Genomic DNA, 13,396 nt, shown 5'->3' on the forward strand with positions numbered 1-13,396 from the left:
CCCTCAGGCGTGTTTGCGATTGACGATAAACTCGAACGATTCGGCACCCAGTTGACGACAGAATTCGGCGAAGGCGGTTTGCGAACCTTCCACTTCACCCTCTCTGGCCAGATTGAGCTGAAAACTGATCTTGAGCAGGTTGAACGGCTGCTGCTCCAGGGTCATGGATTGCATCGCCTGAATGTTCCAGCCATGTTCGCTGAAGAACTGGGTGCACTGGCTTACGATGCCGGGCTCGTCGCGGATCAACAGGTCGGCACTGGCGCGGACGTCATACTGCAGGGACTGGTGGCGTTCGGTGCGTTTCATCATGGTGATGAGATCCCACTCCTGGCTACGCAGGGGCAGGCTGATTTCGAGTTGCATCATGCTGTTCCAGTCGCCCGAGAGCAGCATGATAAAGGTAAATTCATTGCCGAAGATGCCAAGGCGGCTGTCCACAATGTTGCAACCACAGCCACTGACGTGGCGGGTCACTTCATTGACGATGCCAGGCCTGTCCGTGCCGATGGCCGTTACGACCAGATAGTGAGTCATAAATCTTCTCTCGTCCGTTATTTCGTTGCGAAAGCCGCGCTGGCAAGTCAACCCTCCGGCCCTGATGACCACTCCCTGAGGGACGCTGCCGACTTTCGTCCATTGCTTTTTGTTCCGGATGGTATCACGGCTTGCCCCCTCTCTCCCTTGTTTTTCAAAGGGGCCAGCTTTACCATTACGCCCCTGAAAATCGGGAGAAAAGTCCATGTTACGCGGTAGTATTGTTGCGCTCGTTACCCCCATGCTGGCTTCAGGTGAAGTCGATTGGGCCAGTCTGGCCAAACTGGTCGACTATCATGTCAGCGCCGGGACCAGCGCCATTGTTGCGGTGGGTACCACAGGGGAATCGGTGACCCTGAGCGAGCAGGAGCATATCGCCGTCGTTGAAAAGACCGTTGAGTATGCCGCCGGACGCATTCCCGTCATCGCCGGTTGCGGCTCCAACAATACTGCCCATGCCATTGAATTGGCAAAGCGACTGGCCAAAACCGGCGTGGTGGCGGGTCTCTCGGTGACTCCTTACTACAACAAGCCCACTCAGGAAGGTCTCTATCGCCACTATTGTGCGATCGCCGAGGCTAGTGGTCTGCCCCAAATTCTTTATAATGTGCCCGGTCGCACCTGTTGCGATCTCAAACCGGAGACCGTGGCCCGTCTGGCCAAGGTTCCCGGCATTATCGGTTTGAAAGAGGCAACCGGCGATTTGAGCCGCACCCCGCTGCTGCGCGAGCTGTGCGGGCCGGAGTTTGCTCTCTACAGTGGCGACGATGCCACTGGTTGTGATTTTATGCTGCAAGGTGGCGATGGCGTGATTTCGGTCACCACCAATATTGCAGCGGCCCAGATGGCCGACATGTGTCGTGCTGCGCTGGCCGGTGATGCCGGGCAGGCGCATGACATCAACAATCTCTTGATGCCGTTGCACAAGACTCTGTTCTGCGAACCGAGCCCCACCCCGGTGAAATGGGCCTGTGCCCAACTGGGGTTGATTGCAACAGCCACCTTGCGCCTGCCGCTGGTTGACCTCACCCCCGAGGGCGAGCAGCTGATGGCGCGAGCACTGACCACAGCGGAGTTGATGGCGAGTGTTTAAATCTAATGGAAAGGGAAATAGAGCCCGTCTGGTGCTGAGCGTTGCGACTGTGGCCGTCTTGGCCGGTTGCAGCACCCCCCAGGATCGCAAAATGGCCAACCGCGACTTCGGTTATGAAGATGCCCGCCTCGAGGGCCGCGCGTTCTTGATCCCCGCAGGATTGAGTGCCCCCACCTTCAACAGCCAGTACGATATCCCGCCGCTTCCCGAAAGCAGCCGTGAAGGTGCCCTCGGCGCCCAGGTCGATGTGCGCCCGCCCGCCCAACTGCTGACCGTGGTACCGGGCAGTCAGGTGGTGCAGAGCGCAACCGAACCGACCGTTGCCTTCTATGCCCTGAGCACCAGCCAGAGCGTGGAGCGCGATACCTGGTCGTTCCTGATGAACTTCCTGGCCAAATACAAGGTCACCACCGAGAAGCTGGATCAGCAGGATGGTGTATTGCAGACCGGCTGGTTTGACAACACGGTCGCCCTCGATGGCTGGGGTGAAGATGACGAAGACTTCAAAATCCGTCAGCGTTACCAGTTCACCGTACGCAACGACGCCCAGCGCCACGCCGTCAACATGTCGGTCCGGGTGCTGGATCACGAAGAGACCATCGACGGCGAGACCAGCAACAAGCTGACCCCTGCCGATGCCCAGCGCTATGCCGCGCGAGTGCTGAACCAGTTCTCTCTCTATTACGACAGCCAGCTGAAAGCCCGCGAGCAGCACAAGTCCAACGATGGCATGGGTCTGCAACTGGGTCTGGACAACAACGAACTGAGCGCCTGGATTGCCGAAGGCTCCTTTGATCAGGTGTGGCGTCGCCTCAATCAGGTACTGCCCGCTTACGGTTTCACCATCAAGGATACCCAGCAGTCACTGGGCTGGATCGACGTCGAGTACGAAGAGCCGGGTGCCGAGTTCTGGAAGGCGAAAGGGAGCGAGCCGTTCAAACTGGAGGAGGAGAAATACCGCTTCCAGCTTGGCGAAATGGCGGGAGGCAAGACCTCCATTACCCTGTTCGACAAGGACAAAAAGCCGGTATCGTCCGGGGTTATCTCCCAGATGTATATCAGCCTGTCCGAGGCGTTCGCCAAGGGGCTGGCCGATCAGGCAGCAGCAAAAGCAGAATAAATACAGGGGCCTTGTGCCCCTGTTTTGTTATCAAAATCCCCCTGAAAACGCGGGGATTCCGAGCGGTTTTCGATGATGCGAGCCCCCTTGCCAGCCCGTTGCAAACAGAGCGCGCAGGTGAGGGACTCGCGATGTTTACCCCCCACAAACAGGAAGTGTTATTAGCCATGAGTCTTGCAGATCAAGTATTGGCGGTGAATGACGATTTGCCGATCCGTACCGATAAACCTGTCCATTCCGGCAAAGTGCGCAGCGTCTACTGGTTGACCCCCGAAGACAGTGCCCGGCTCATAAAAGAGAAAGGCTATGATGTGCCGGCCGATGCGCCCCTCGCCCTCATGGTGATCAGCGATCGCATCTCGGCCTTCGATTGCATCTGGCAAGGTGTGGATGGCCTGAACGGCGTACCGGGCAAGGGCGCGGCGCTCAATGCTATCTCCAGCCACTGGTTCAAGCTGTTCAAGGAGAAGGGACTGGCCGACAGCCACATTCTGGATATTCCGCACCCCTTCGTCTGGATCGTGCAAAAAGCCCGTCCGGTGATGATCGAGGCGATTGCCCGTCAATACATCACCGGCTCCATGTGGCGTGCCTACAAGGATGGCGAGCGCGAGTTCTGCGGCATCACCTTGCCGGAAGGGCTCAAAAAGGATCAGAAGCTGCCGGAGATCCTCATCACTCCGTCCACCAAGGGCGTGCTGAAAGGGCTGGATGGCGTGCCGGAAGCCGATGATGTCAACGTCTCCCGTGCCGATATCGAGCGCCACTATAAAGGCTTCAACTTCAGCAAACCGGCCGACATCGACCGCTACGAAGTGCTGCTCAAAGAGGGCTTCAACGTCATCAGCGACGCGCTGGCCGGGCTGGATCAGATCTTCGTCGATACCAAGTTCGAGTTTGGTTACGTCCACGATGCCGCCGGCAACGAGAAGCTGATCTACATGGACGAAGTGGGCACCCCCGACAGCTCCCGTATCTGGGATGGCGCGGCCCTGCGCGACGGACAGATCGTCGAGAAGTCCAAAGAGGGTTTCCGTCAGTGGCTGCTCAACCACTTCCCGGATCCGGACATCCTGCTCAACAAGAACCGCATGCCGGAACGTTTTGCCCTTGCCCGCGACAACAAGCTGCCGACCGAAGTGATGATGGATATATCCAACACCTACGTCGGGATCGCCGAGAAGATCATCGGCCACAAGCTGGCGCGTTCTGCCAATCCCAAGCAGGAGATCATCGAGGTGCTGCGCGAGCAGTACGGTCTGATCGACTAAGGGTTGCTCTCTTTTTTTGTCGCCAACAAACAAACGTTTGCTGGCAGCAAAGGAGATAGGCAGAGAAACAGACGGGCTCCATTGCGGGGCCCGTTTTTATTACTGGTCTGGCGGCAAGCGAGCGGCGATCAGCCGTTGACCCTGAACACCTGACCGGTCTGGATGCCCAACACCGACTTCTTGTAAGCCTGCGCCACCTTGGCGGCTGGCACCGGCACGAACCCCGGGAAGAAGTCGGCGTATTTGTCCATCGACTCCGCCAGCACGGTGGGGCTCACCACGTTGATGCGAAGGCCCCTTGGCAGCTCGCAGGCGGCCGCTTTCACAAAGTGATCGATGGCGCCGTTGACTGTGCTGGCGCTCACGCCCCAGTTGATCGGCTCCTCGCTCAGAATACCGCTGATCAAAGTGATGGAACCCTTGTCAGTCAGATAGGGAATGGCGGCTCGGGTCAGGTTGATCTGGCCCATCAGCTTGCTCTCCAGTCCCACCTGCCACTGCTCGTCGGTCATCTCGGTCAGGCCGTTGAAGGCCACGCTGCCGCTGGCGACAACCAGTGCATCAAACTGGCCCACTTGGGCAAACAGCGCCTTGATGGAGGGGGGATCGCGCATGTCGACCGTGGCATCGCCACGGCTGTGGCCGACCCGGATCACCTGATGATCTTTGGCAAGCAGTTCACTGACCGCGGAGCCGACGGTGCCGGAGGCACCCACAATCACAATTTTCATCTGCATCACTCCTGGTTGGGATGTGTTGATTCTAGCGCAACAGAAAATGCGAAAAAGCGCGTAAAATAAACCCATTGTTTCCATATTGGAGCTAATGATGGATATCGCCCATTTGGCCAGCTTTTATGAGGTGGTGCTGCGCGGCAGTTTCTCGACTGCTGCCGATACGCTGGGGGTCAGCAAGGGGATGCTGAGCCGCCATGTCAGCGCGCTGGAGGCCTCCCTCAATGCACAACTGTTGCAGCGCACCACCCGCCGCCTCAGTCTGACCGAGGCGGGCAAGACCCTCTACCAGCAGGCGGGGGAGATCTTCGCGCTGGCGCGGCAAGCGGAGCAAGATATTCAGGCGCTGACCGAAGAGGATGGCGGTCGCCTGCGTTTTACCTGCCCGGTCAGTACCGGCGATCGCATGGTGAGCGAGCTGCTGGCCAGCTTTGCCGTGCTCTGCCCGGGAGTGGAGGTGGAGCTCAACTTCACCAACCAGATGGTCGACATGAGTCAGGGGGAGAACGACATCGCCCTGCGCGCCATGAACGAGGTGCCGGACAATCTGGTGGCCCTGCCGCTGGGGCGGCTCAAGGATGTGGTGGTGGCCAGCCCCGCGCTGGTGGCGCGGGAGGGGCGTCCTGCCACTCCCTATGAGCTGAGCGGGCGCAACTGCCTGTTGCAGGGGCACAATCCGGCCTGGGAGCAGTGGCACTTTATCCGTGAGGGGGAAGAGGCTCACATTCTGGTACAGGGCAAGGTGCGAGCCAACCACTACAGTACAGTATTGCAACTGGCGCGCGCCGGTATGGGCTATGCCAAGTGCCCGCTGATGCTGGTGGAGTCGCTGCTGACGGCAGGAGAGCTGGTGACCGTGCTCGACGAGTGGCAGAGCGGCCTGCATCAGCTTCATGTGCTGCATGCCCAGCAGCGGCGGGTGCCACGCAAGATCCGGCTGTTCAAGCAGGTGCTGGCCCAGTGGTTTGCCGAGCGACCCCACTACCTGCTCTGAGCGGCGTTATTTTTCTGTCATCTTCGGCTGCTACCCTGCGCCCATCATCGGCATCAGGAAGATCAGCGGGAATGAAGAGTAATAGAGGGTTGACCGGGTTTGTGCTGCTCTGTGCAGTGTTGGGGGCTGGCAGTGTGCAGGCCATGGTGGACGTGAAGGTGCCGGAGAATTTCCGCATTCTCGCGGTGAGCAACGGCACCTTGCAGGATGAGCAGCATGCCACCCTGGCGGATGGCGAGCAGCAACTGCTGGTGCGCTTCGAGGGGGTGATCCCCAGCCGCAGCAGCAGCGAGAATGACCGGCAGGTGCGCTCCGAGCCGCAGGTGGTGCGCTATCAGGGCAGCAATCAGCATTTGCAGCTGACGGCCAGCGTACCGGGAGACGAGCGGGGGATGCAGGCGTATGCCAAGGCTCCTGTGGTAGCGCTGCAGGAGAATGGCCGCAAGCTTGCCATCCAGCAGGATGTGCTGGTGACCAGCGGTATGCTGCTTGGGGTGGATTGGAGCGGCAAACTGGCTGAATACAATCGCAGCGGCGGCAAGGCTGCGCTGACGGCTGGCGCCGTTGCTACGCAACCAACGGCCACAGCCGCTGGTGGGGCTCAACCCGTTGTGGCAGCCAGCGAGCTGGAAGGGCAGTTGCAGCAGCTGTTCCTCCAGGCCGATCCGGCCTTGCGCAAGCGCTTTATCGGTTGGGCCGTCCCACAGCTTTAAGTTTTCCGCCCGTTGCAGTAACGTGGACACTCCTTTTTCAGGCGCTCTGTTCATCGTACTCAACGAGGTTTTCATGTTTGAATTGCATTCACGCCTGCAGGCAGATACCCGGTGGCTCGGGGATCTGCCCCTCTGCCGGGTCTTGCTGGCCAAAGACAGCCAGTATCCCTGGCTGATCCTGGTACCGCGAGTAGCCAACCTGCGGGAAATTCACCATCTGGCGCCGGAGCAGCAGCAACAGCTGATGCAGGAGTCCTGCGCCGTCGCCGCCCTGATGGAACAGGCCCTCAGTCCGGACAAGATCAACATTGGGGCGCTGGGTAATCTGGTGCCGCAACTCCACCTTCACCATGTCGCCCGCTTTGCGACGGATCGCGCCTGGCCAGGCCCCATCTGGGGCGCTCATCCGGTCGTGCCTTATGAGCCACAAGTTTTGGTCCAGCAGGCCGATATATGGCGTGCCCGGCTCGCCAAGCTGAGCGGTTTCACCCCAGTGGCTGCTGATAACGGAGTCAACTGAGAGGCGTGTCGCTATTTCAGTCTCCGGGCCGCGCCATCTGTTAGAGTTATGGTATAGATAAGCCCATTTTCGATGTTCAGGAAGGTCCCATGATAGTGACAAGATCCGATGACGATGCCGTATTGACCACAGAGGATGTGCTGCTCAGCCTGTGCAACTCGGTGACGGACGTTTTGAGTGCCGCGACCATGAGTCAGGTGCGGTTTTCCGGCATGGTGCAGCGGATCAGCAAGACCTGCCTCAAGCCGGATATCGGCTGCTTCGTGCTGTTCGATGGCGGTTTTTCCGGTCTGGTGGTGATCAACTTCTCCGCCGCCGCCGCCATGGAGCTGTACGAGAGCTACATGTTGAGCATGGGACTCTCCAAGGAGGATCTCGCCATCTCCCACACCTCTGACGAGGTGAGCAACGTGATGGGCGAGCTGATGAACCAGATCGTCGGCAGCTTTACCGTCAAGGTGGGCCGGGATCTGCAGACCCACATCACCCAGAACCAGCCGAAGATGCTGGCCCTCAACAAGCAGGTGATGCTGAGCGTCGATACCAATCTCGACAGCCCGGAGTCCCGCCGCGTCACCTTCTTCACCGCCCGCAACAACATCTTCTATCTGGAGCTGGCGATGGACAAAACCGAGTTCATTCGCATCCACAATGAGGGGATGGAGCATGAAGAGTTGGATCCCGATGCGCTGATCGCCCAGGCCAAGCAGGATGCCGCCAAGCCGGTTCAGGCTGCGGCCCCGGTCGCCAACGATCACGACGATCTGCTCGACTCTCTGGGTATTTGAGTCAAACGCTGGATAGCAACAAGGCCACCTTCGGGTGGCCTTGTTGTATCGGTGCGCACAACCGTTGTTAGAAGTTGTAGAGCAGGCCGGTGTTGAACATTACGGATTCAGAATCGTAGAAGTTGATGTCGGAATCGGACTTGGCATAGCCAGCGGTAAAGGTTGCGGAGAGCGGAGCAATACCGAACAGGCGGTGCCAGAAGAAGGTACCGGTCAGGGCAAACTCGTCGGAGTCGGCGTTTTGGCCAAAGATCGGGTTGGCCTCATCATATTTGGTCTGGCCCAGATAGGCGTTGCTGACGAAAGACCACTGGGAAGCGCGCATGCCGTAGGTCAACTGCAGGCCGTTGCTCTTGTAGCTTTGGGCGCTGCCGTCCAGGTCGGCTTGGCGGTAGATAAAGGCTGGCTCCAGCATTTGACCGGGTGCCAGCTGCCATTTGTAGGAGAGGTCGAGGGAGTGGATCTTGCCGTTGCGATCCAGCTTGGCGGCAGTATCGGCGCCATACTGGCTGCCGCTGCGCTCCTCATCCACCTCGATGTTGCGGGTGGTCAGGCTACCATTGAAGTTGCTACCCCAGATGCTGTCCCAGGCGAAGCGAACCCCTTTTGACTTGATATCGGTCGACTGGCGATCATGATTTGTATCGAACGGATCGCTCCACTGCTCGGTCGGCATGGCATTAAAGACCACGGAGCCAGCTACGATGCCCTTATCGCTCATCTCCTGACGGATACCGAGCTGCTGGGTGAAGTCGAAACGGATGGCATCCTGGATCAGGTTACCAAGGAAGACCTGGGTGCGGGTATCGGCAAAGGTGTAGCGGATATCGGCGTTGAGCAGCGGGGCAACGGCGGAGCTGCTCTCGGCACTGCCCAGTCCGCTCAGGCGGCGGTTTTCATCATCACCACTATAAAAATTCGATTCGTAATTGATGACACTGACCCCGCCAAGCAGGAAACCGGACCAGCCAGACTCCTTGGGAATTTCACCCAAATCAGCATAAGCACTATTTGCGACCAGCAGGCCCAGGCCTAGCAAGGTGGTGTTGCGCATCGGATAACTCCTAAATTAAATGGTGGTGAATTTTTTCGGCCGGTGAGTATAAAGAAAAAACCTTAATGGCAACTGACTCAATATTGCCAATTATCCTAACCCACTCATTTCATTCGGCGAATCGTTAATTAATTGTGCGAGATTAAGAAGAGTTCACTCGGTTGTGCTGGTATTCTGTACCGCGAATATCGGGGGAAAACAATAAGATGAAACAGATTAAATCCTGGGCGCAATATTATGTCGATCTGATGACCAAGCTGGGACTGGTGCGCTTTAGCATGTTCCTGGCGGCGGGCATTATCGTGCTGGCGGTCGCCATCCAGATGGGGGTGACCCTGTTCCTGCGCGGCAATATCGATGTGATCGACTTCGTTCGCTCGGTCTTCTTTGGCCTGCTGGTGACCCCTTGGGCGGTCTATTTTCTCTCCATCGTGGTGGATCAGTTGGAGGATTCCCGTCAACGACTAAGCCGGATGGTGCGCAAGCTGCAAGATATGCGTGAGCGTGATCTGGAGCTCAATACCCAGTTGCAGGAGAACATTAGCCGCCTCAACGCCCAGATCGCCGAGACCAACCGGGCCGAGAGCCTGCGTCTGCAGGCCATCGAGGATCTCGAGAATGAGGTGTTCCAGCGAGAGAAAGCCCAGCTTCATCTGGGGGAGCGTACTGCCTTGCTGCGCTCCTTTATCGACTGCTCCCCCGATCTGGTCTACTACCGCAATGAGGATGAGCAGTTTTCCGGTTGCAACCGCGCCATGGAGGAGCTGACCGGCAAGGTGGAGGCCGAGCTGATCGGTCTGACCCCGTTCGATGTCTACAAGCAGGAGATCGCCAACAAGGTGGTGGAGACCGACAAGCAGGTTTTTGCCAGCAACGAGCCGCTCACCTACGAGCAGTGGCTGGAGTATCCCGATGGCCGCAAAGCTTACTTCGAGCTGCGCAAGGTGCCCTTCTTCGACCGCTTCGGCAAGCGACTCGGCCTGCTTGGTTTTGGCCGCGACATCACCGAGCGCAAGCAGTATCAGGACAAGCTTGAGAAGGCGAGTCGCGACAAGACGACCTTTATCTCCACCATCAGCCACGAGTTGCGCACCCCGCTCAACGGCATCGTGGGCTTAAGCCGGATGCTGATGGATACCCCCCTCGATCCCAAGCAGCATCAGCAGCTCAAGACCATTCACCTGAGTGCGGTGACCCTTGGCAATATCTTCAACGACATCATCGACTTGGACAAACTGGATCGCCGTCGTCTCGAAATTGCACCGACCCGTATCGACCTGCCTGCCTTCCTCGACGAGCTGGAGACCCTGTCGCGCATTCAGGCGGAGCAGAAGGGGCTCTATCTCCATTTCGATCGGGATGGCGACATGCCGCAATTTGTGATGGCTGACGGTACCCGCCTGCGTCAGGTGCTGTGGAATCTGGTGGGCAATGCGGTCAAGTTTACCGATGAGGGGGGCGTCACCGTGCGTTGCCTCTCCCATCCCGCCGACGTGCCGGGCAAGCTGGCCCTGCACTTCGAGGTGGAGGATACCGGTATCGGTATCCCTCGCGCCCAGCAGGAGAAGATCTTCGCCATGTACTATCAGGTGCAGGGCAAGAAACACGCCACCGGCACCGGCATTGGCCTCGCGGTCTCCCGTCAGCTGGTGCAGGCGATGGGCGGGCAGCTCTATGTGGACAGCGATCCGGGCGAAGGTTCCTGCTTTACCGCCGAGCTGGAGGTAGCTTGCGCCGAGCCTGTGTTGCCAGAGCAGGAGGAGGAGATGCCCCCCCTCGATATCCTGCTGGTGGAGGATGTGGAGCTTAACGTGACGGTGGCCTGCGCCCTGCTGGGCAAGCTGGGTCATCAGGTGCAGGTGGCACGGGACGGCACCCAGGCGTTGGCGATGGCCAACCCGGATGATTTCGACCTCATTTTGCTCGATATCCAGCTGCCGGACATGACCGGCTTCGATGTGGCGAAAACCCTGCTGGAGCGTTATGGCGACAGCCTGCCACCCATGGTGGCGCTCACCGCCAACTCCACCGGCGATCGCCAGTACTACCGGGATCACGGCATGCAGGATGTGATCAACAAGCCGCTTGGCTCCAAAGCGGTGCGGGAGGTGATTGGTCACCTGTTTGCCGATCTGGCCGAGGATGAAGCGGACGAGCAGGCTGATGCGGGCAATCAGGATGCCCTGCTGGATATCCCCTTCCTCACCGATTACGCCGATACCGTGGGAAAGCAGGTGCTGCTCTCCAGCGTTGATCTGTTCGAGAAAATGATGCCGGACTACATGGCAGTCCTCGACTCCAACATGATTGCCAAGGATCAAGCTGGGGTGGTGGAAGAGGCACACAAGATAAAAGGGGCGGCAGGCTCCATTGGTCTGCGTCGACTGCAGCAGACGGCCCAGCTGATCCAGAGCCCGGATCATCCCGCCTGGTGGGAAAACGTGGAAGACTGGATTGAGACGCTGCGCCGGGAATATCCGGGCGACATCGCCCGTCTGCGGCGCTGGTTGCTGTCTTGATGCTGGAGGTTGTCTTGAGTCTGATGGAAGTTGCTGGCAAGGAGCTGCGAGATGTATAGCCGTTTGATTACCCCTGCGCGCATCCACCCTTGGGGAGACGAGGATCTGCTGGAGGCGACCGAGCAGGATCGCGCCCGTATCGTGCAGGCCGCGCCGGTGCGCCGGTTGCAGCAGAAGACCCAGGTCTTTCCGCTCGATGTGAAGGCCTCGGTGCGCAGTCGCCTCACCCACTCGCTGGAGGTGCAGGAGACCGGCCGCCAGATCAGCCGCCGCATTCTGGCCGCCTTGCCTGTCGGGATGGTCTGTGAAGGGTCTTTTATCAATCTGGTGGAGATGTCCTGCCTGCTTCATGACGTGGGCAACCCGCCGTTTGGCCACTTTGGCGAGCAGGTGATGAGCCAGTGGCTCGGCGAGATGCTCGATCCCCTCTATCAGCAGGCGCTGGCGCAGCCACCTTCGGCCCAGTGGGCTGAATTGCGTCAGGATCTGCAACTGTTTGATGGCAACGCCCAGAGTCTGCGGCTGGTGCACAGCCTGCACGAGCTTAACCTGACGTTCGGGCAGCTGGCGGCACTCTGCAAATACCCGCAACAGCCGCAACCCGGCGTGAGCTATGGCCAGCATCATGGCTGGAGCAGCAAACGAGGCATCTTCTTTAGCGAGCAGCCGCTCTACCGTGCCCTCGGCCAGAGTCTGGGATTGGCCCCCGGCTGTCGTCATCCGCTGGTCTACATCATGGAGGCGGCCGATGACATCTCCTACTGCATCGCCGATCTGGAAGATGCGGTAGATCGGCGGATCCTGACTCAGGGTGAACTGCTGGCGGCACTGCGGGCCGCTGACCAGAGTGACTACATGGGCACCTTGCTGGATGAGGCGCTGGCTTCTGGTCGGGGCTTTTTCCCCCATTTTCGCCAGCAACTGACCCGGGATCTGGTTACGCTGGCGGCACAGAGCTATGTCAGCGAACATCAGGCCATTTTGCAGGGCTCCTATCCGCAAGCGCTGCTGCACGGTCAGGCGCCGGCGGCGCGGGTGCTCGATATCCTCAAGCGGGTGGCCCGCGAGCTGGTCTTTATGCGACCCGAAGTCGAGGCTCTCGAACTGGAAGGGTATGCGGCACTGCGCGGGGTGCTGACCAGTTATGCCTGCCTGTTGTCGCTGTCAGCGCCACAGTTTGCCCGTCTGCTGGCCGGGGAGGGGAGTCAGACGCTGTTCTTTGCGCGCCGCCTCTATCACCGTCTCTCGGCCCGCCATCTCAAGGCCTATCGATTGGCGATCGCCACCCCGGATCCGCGCTTTGCCTGCCAGAACGAGCAGGAGTGGTATTACCGGGTGCGGCTGCTGCTCGATTATGTCAGCGGCATGACGGATACCTACGTGCTGGAGGAGTACCGGTTACTCTCGGGGATCTGATGCCCCAAGCTCCCCTTCGGGCAGCATAAAATGCCGTAAAAACGTTTAAAAAGGAGTCGCAAGAGGCTTGTTTTAAATTCGGATATTTTTTAGACTTCTGCAGCCTGTTCAACTTTTACCCGGTAAGGAGACGAAAATGCAACATCTGATGCTCAATATTGCATTCTCTCGCGGCACTGCGTGCGGCGTGAAATCTCGTGCTCTTTTACCGCGTGGCGTAAACAGGTAACCCCTGTCTTTTTATCACCCGCGGTTCGTCCCGCAGGGTGATATCCACTTTCTCCGGGAGAACCGCATGTTCAACTGGAGAATGTCATGTCTATCGAACTGGTTTTACTGCGCAGTGTTGAATCCTTGGTCCAGAGAAGGATTGCCCGGGTCGAGCGTCGTCTCGTGCAGGTCAATCTGTCACCCGCCCTGCTCAGGGATATCGGGCTGGAAGGATATCAGGGTCAAATCGCCCTCGTTCGCGAGCGGGAGTATCAAACCGGCTTCCGCCTCGGGAATCGAATAACCTGATCGCGAGGGGGAGAATAAGATCCCCCTCGCTGTTGAAATGGCAGGCTGCATGCCTGCCATTTTTCCATCTTATGGTTGATTCCAGGTTCACATGTTGGTGACTCAGTATTATCCTCTC

Annotated in this window: 13 protein-coding genes; 10 read left to right on the forward strand and 3 right to left on the reverse strand. The window is 58.7% G+C overall.

From position 1 onward, the window contains the following. Positions 1 to 3: 3 nt before the first annotated feature. Positions 4 to 537: a glycine cleavage system protein R gene (locus OKC43_RS17780; protein WP_005349229.1), complete on the reverse strand. Its 534-nt coding sequence runs from the start codon at positions 535 to 537 to the stop codon at positions 4 to 6. A gap of 205 nt (positions 538 to 742) precedes the next feature. On the opposite strand from OKC43_RS17780, the gene dapA reads away from it, so the two are divergent. From dapA to OKC43_RS17795, 3 genes are all read left to right on the forward strand, one after another. After that, entirely contained in the window at positions 743 to 1,630 is an 888-nt protein-coding gene (gene dapA / locus OKC43_RS17785; RefSeq protein ID WP_005349232.1) for a 4-hydroxy-tetrahydrodipicolinate synthase, read from the forward strand. Further along, entirely contained in the window at positions 1,623 to 2,750 is a 1,128-nt protein-coding gene (bamC, locus tag OKC43_RS17790) for an outer membrane protein assembly factor BamC (RefSeq protein WP_005349235.1), read from the forward strand. Before dapA ends, bamC begins: the two co-directional genes overlap by 8 nt. 167 nt (positions 2,751 to 2,917) lie before the next feature. Next, positions 2,918 to 4,021: a phosphoribosylaminoimidazolesuccinocarboxamide synthase gene (locus tag OKC43_RS17795; protein WP_162506306.1), complete on the forward strand. Its 1,104-nt coding sequence runs from the start codon at positions 2,918 to 2,920 to the stop codon at positions 4,019 to 4,021. A gap of 128 nt (positions 4,022 to 4,149) precedes the next feature. On the opposite strand, the gene OKC43_RS17800 is transcribed toward OKC43_RS17795, so the two are convergent. Beyond that, entirely contained in the window at positions 4,150 to 4,752 is a 603-nt protein-coding gene (locus OKC43_RS17800; protein WP_118854272.1) for a short chain dehydrogenase, read from the reverse strand. A 97-nt stretch (positions 4,753 to 4,849) separates the two neighbouring features. Here OKC43_RS17800 and OKC43_RS17805 point away from each other — a divergent pair, with 97 nt between their 5' ends. The 4 genes from OKC43_RS17805 to OKC43_RS17820 all read left to right on the forward strand — a co-directional run bounded on the left by OKC43_RS17805 (position 4,850) and on the right by OKC43_RS17820 (position 7,770). Then, positions 4,850 to 5,749, forward strand: coding sequence for a LysR family transcriptional regulator (locus OKC43_RS17805; protein ID WP_139399055.1), 900 nt, complete (start codon positions 4,850 to 4,852; stop codon positions 5,747 to 5,749). A gap of 71 nt (positions 5,750 to 5,820) precedes the next feature. Then, a complete protein-coding gene (locus OKC43_RS17810; RefSeq protein WP_270660199.1) occupies positions 5,821 to 6,462 on the forward strand; it encodes a DUF2057 domain-containing protein in 642 nt (213 codons plus the stop codon). 73 nt (positions 6,463 to 6,535) lie between these two features. Further along, on the forward strand, positions 6,536 to 6,982 hold the full coding sequence (locus OKC43_RS17815; RefSeq protein ID WP_201952696.1) for an HIT domain-containing protein: 447 nt from the start codon (positions 6,536 to 6,538) through the stop codon (positions 6,980 to 6,982). 89 nt (positions 6,983 to 7,071) lie between these two features. Then, on the forward strand, positions 7,072 to 7,770 hold the full coding sequence (locus OKC43_RS17820) for a DUF3334 family protein (RefSeq protein ID WP_021231953.1): 699 nt from the start codon (positions 7,072 to 7,074) through the stop codon (positions 7,768 to 7,770). Positions 7,771 to 7,837: 67 nt separating this feature from the next. Here OKC43_RS17820 and OKC43_RS17825 read toward each other — a convergent pair whose 3' ends face one another. Then, on the reverse strand, positions 7,838 to 8,824 hold the full coding sequence (locus OKC43_RS17825) for a DUF2860 family protein (RefSeq protein WP_236271649.1): 987 nt from the start codon (positions 8,822 to 8,824) through the stop codon (positions 7,838 to 7,840). Positions 8,825 to 9,030: 206 nt separating this feature from the next. On the opposite strand from OKC43_RS17825, the gene arcB reads away from it, so the two are divergent. From arcB to OKC43_RS17840, 3 genes are all read left to right on the forward strand, one after another. Then, complete coding sequence (arcB, locus tag OKC43_RS17830) at positions 9,031 to 11,343, forward strand: aerobic respiration two-component sensor histidine kinase ArcB (protein WP_236271650.1); 2,313 nt, start codon at positions 9,031 to 9,033, stop codon at positions 11,341 to 11,343. A gap of 51 nt (positions 11,344 to 11,394) precedes the next feature. After that, complete coding sequence (gene dgt, locus OKC43_RS17835) at positions 11,395 to 12,759, forward strand: dGTPase (RefSeq protein ID WP_236271651.1); 1,365 nt, start codon at positions 11,395 to 11,397, stop codon at positions 12,757 to 12,759. Positions 12,760 to 13,074: 315 nt separating this feature from the next. Further along, positions 13,075 to 13,278: a hypothetical protein gene (locus tag OKC43_RS17840; RefSeq protein ID WP_005349248.1), complete on the forward strand. Its 204-nt coding sequence runs from the start codon at positions 13,075 to 13,077 to the stop codon at positions 13,276 to 13,278. The last annotated feature ends 118 nt before the right edge of the window (positions 13,279 to 13,396 follow it).

This window comes from Aeromonas sp. Y289-2 (assembly GCF_027705925.1).
In the GTDB taxonomy this organism is placed as follows: Bacteria; Pseudomonadota; Gammaproteobacteria; order Enterobacterales; family Aeromonadaceae; genus Aeromonas; species Aeromonas veronii.

What these genes read in the sequence shown, in the direction of transcription:
- dapA (WP_005349232.1), top strand. Translation starts at nt 743, where the DNA reads ATGTTACGCGGTAGTATTGTTGCGCTCGTTACCCCCATGCTGGCTTCA.
- OKC43_RS17800 (WP_118854272.1), bottom strand. Translation starts at nt 4,752, where the DNA reads ATGAAAATTGTGATTGTGGGTGCCTCCGGCACCGTCGGCTCCGCGGTC.
- OKC43_RS17805 (WP_139399055.1), top strand. Translation starts at nt 4,850, where the DNA reads ATGGATATCGCCCATTTGGCCAGCTTTTATGAGGTGGTGCTGCGCGGC.
- arcB (WP_236271650.1), top strand. Translation starts at nt 9,031, where the DNA reads ATGAAACAGATTAAATCCTGGGCGCAATATTATGTCGATCTGATGACC.
- OKC43_RS17795 (WP_162506306.1), top strand. Translation starts at nt 2,918, where the DNA reads ATGAGTCTTGCAGATCAAGTATTGGCGGTGAATGACGATTTGCCGATC.
- dgt (WP_236271651.1), top strand. Translation starts at nt 11,395, where the DNA reads ATGTATAGCCGTTTGATTACCCCTGCGCGCATCCACCCTTGGGGAGAC.
- OKC43_RS17825 (WP_236271649.1), bottom strand. Translation starts at nt 8,824, where the DNA reads ATGCGCAACACCACCTTGCTAGGCCTGGGCCTGCTGGTCGCAAATAGT.
- OKC43_RS17815 (WP_201952696.1), top strand. Translation starts at nt 6,536, where the DNA reads ATGTTTGAATTGCATTCACGCCTGCAGGCAGATACCCGGTGGCTCGGG.
- OKC43_RS17780 (WP_005349229.1), bottom strand. Translation starts at nt 537, where the DNA reads ATGACTCACTATCTGGTCGTAACGGCCATCGGCACGGACAGGCCTGGC.
- OKC43_RS17820 (WP_021231953.1), top strand. Translation starts at nt 7,072, where the DNA reads ATGATAGTGACAAGATCCGATGACGATGCCGTATTGACCACAGAGGAT.
- OKC43_RS17810 (WP_270660199.1), top strand. Translation starts at nt 5,821, where the DNA reads ATGAAGAGTAATAGAGGGTTGACCGGGTTTGTGCTGCTCTGTGCAGTG.
- OKC43_RS17840 (WP_005349248.1), top strand. Translation starts at nt 13,075, where the DNA reads ATGTCTATCGAACTGGTTTTACTGCGCAGTGTTGAATCCTTGGTCCAG.